The following is a 1377-nucleotide window of genomic DNA, read 5'->3' on the forward strand; positions in this document are numbered from 1 at the left end:
GCCAGCAGCGCGGCCAGCGCGGGGTGCAGCGAAGGCAGGCGTTGATGCAGCAGCAGGACCTGCCCGGCCAACTGGCCGTTGCAGGGGTCGTCCTCCCACGCGGCCAGCAGCAGTTCGCGGCCTGTGCGCAGCAGGTCTTCACGCTCGTGGGGGGGCGTGGTGCAGCCGGGCGAGGTGGCGGGGGATTGCGAGCGGGTAATGGCGTCGGCGGCGCAACGCAACCGATGAACGGACCCCACGCTGCCGTGCACGAGGCGGATGCGCAGCCACAGCGGCAGGCGCTGCCAGGCAAGGGCAAGGGAGGCGTGCGGCATGGCGTCGTCCCGTAGGTAGTCCATCGGGGGGCGATGCCCCGTCAGGGTCGAGAACGAAGGGCGCGGGCCGGGATCAGTCGGCGCAGTTCACGCAGCGGCTGGCCTCGGGCATGGCCATGAGCCGGGCCAGCGGGATGGGGTCGCCGCATTCCACGCAGAAGCCGAAATCGGGGTCGTCCTCGTCGATGCGCTTCAGGGCGTATTCCAGGCCCACCTGACGGTTGCGCAGCTGGGCCAGGGCGGCCTCGTTGACGCTCTTGTTCTGGATGGCGTCCATGCGCGAGACTTCGTCCATGCCGTCCGCGCCGGGGGGAACAGGCTTGGTCAGTTCCTTCAGGGCCTCGATGTCCTGCGCGATGCGGGCAAGATCGGCGACGATCCGTTCCCGGAGTTTTTGTCTGTCGTTGGGCGTCATCGTGTGCTCTCTTCCGGGGCGAGCGGGAAGGGCGGTGGTTGCTTGTTTCGTCGCGGGGCGTCAGGCCCGCGCCATGCGCGGCACAAGACGCGGCGACGCCGGGCGAAACGCCGCAGGAAACCGCCGTGGGGCGGGCTGGCGCATGCCGACCAGCCGACACGGTTCAAGCGCCGCCGTGCGGCGGCGCCATGGGTTGCCGGAGCTTCGTCCGCATGGAACCCGGACGAGATTCCAGCCCTATCCCATTTGCCCGCGCTTTCCAACCCCTTGACGCATGAGGGGGCGGATGGTGGATTGTACGATGGACCGGATGAAGGCGGTGGATGAGGGGCACGGGCCCGTGCCGAGCCATGTCGGAGAGGCACGCGATGATGGGGCACGCGACGATGGGGGCGCGGCGTGGCCGGGGGTGCCGCGTTGAGCGGGCGGCGGCTTCCTGCTATGGCTGGGCATCGACACGGGAGGCGGATGTGCATACGGCGGCCATGGTTGCGGATTTTCTCGGGCGCATGGCCCGGCTGGGGAGCGGGCCCCGGGCAGGTGCCCTGCGCGAAGCCCCGCGTGCCGCCCCATATGCCGCCTCACATGCTGTCATGCCCGGTTCCGCGCCCGGCTCCATGCCCGGACTTCCGCAGGCCGCCCCCGGCG

1 protein-coding gene and 1 pseudogene are annotated in these 1377 nt (G+C 70.5%); both read right to left on the bottom strand.

The genetic code is table 11. From position 1 onward, the window contains the following. Positions 1–314 (bottom strand): annotated as a pseudogene (locus FVW20_RS15510) (glycosyltransferase family 2 protein); the annotation flags it as partial. A gap of 73 nt (positions 315–387) precedes the next feature. After that, entirely contained in the window at positions 388–729 is a 342-nt protein-coding gene (locus FVW20_RS15515) for a TraR/DksA family transcriptional regulator (RefSeq protein ID WP_167127024.1), read from the bottom strand. Positions 730–1377 lie beyond the last annotated feature (648 nt).

This window comes from Nitratidesulfovibrio oxamicus (assembly GCF_015731765.1).
Lineage (GTDB): Bacteria > Desulfobacterota > Desulfovibrionia > Desulfovibrionales > Desulfovibrionaceae > Cupidesulfovibrio > Cupidesulfovibrio oxamicus.

Coding starts and splice junctions, on each gene's coding strand:
- FVW20_RS15515 (WP_167127024.1), bottom strand. CDS start 729: ATGACGCCCAACGACAGACAAAAACTCCGGGAACGGATCGTCGCCGAT.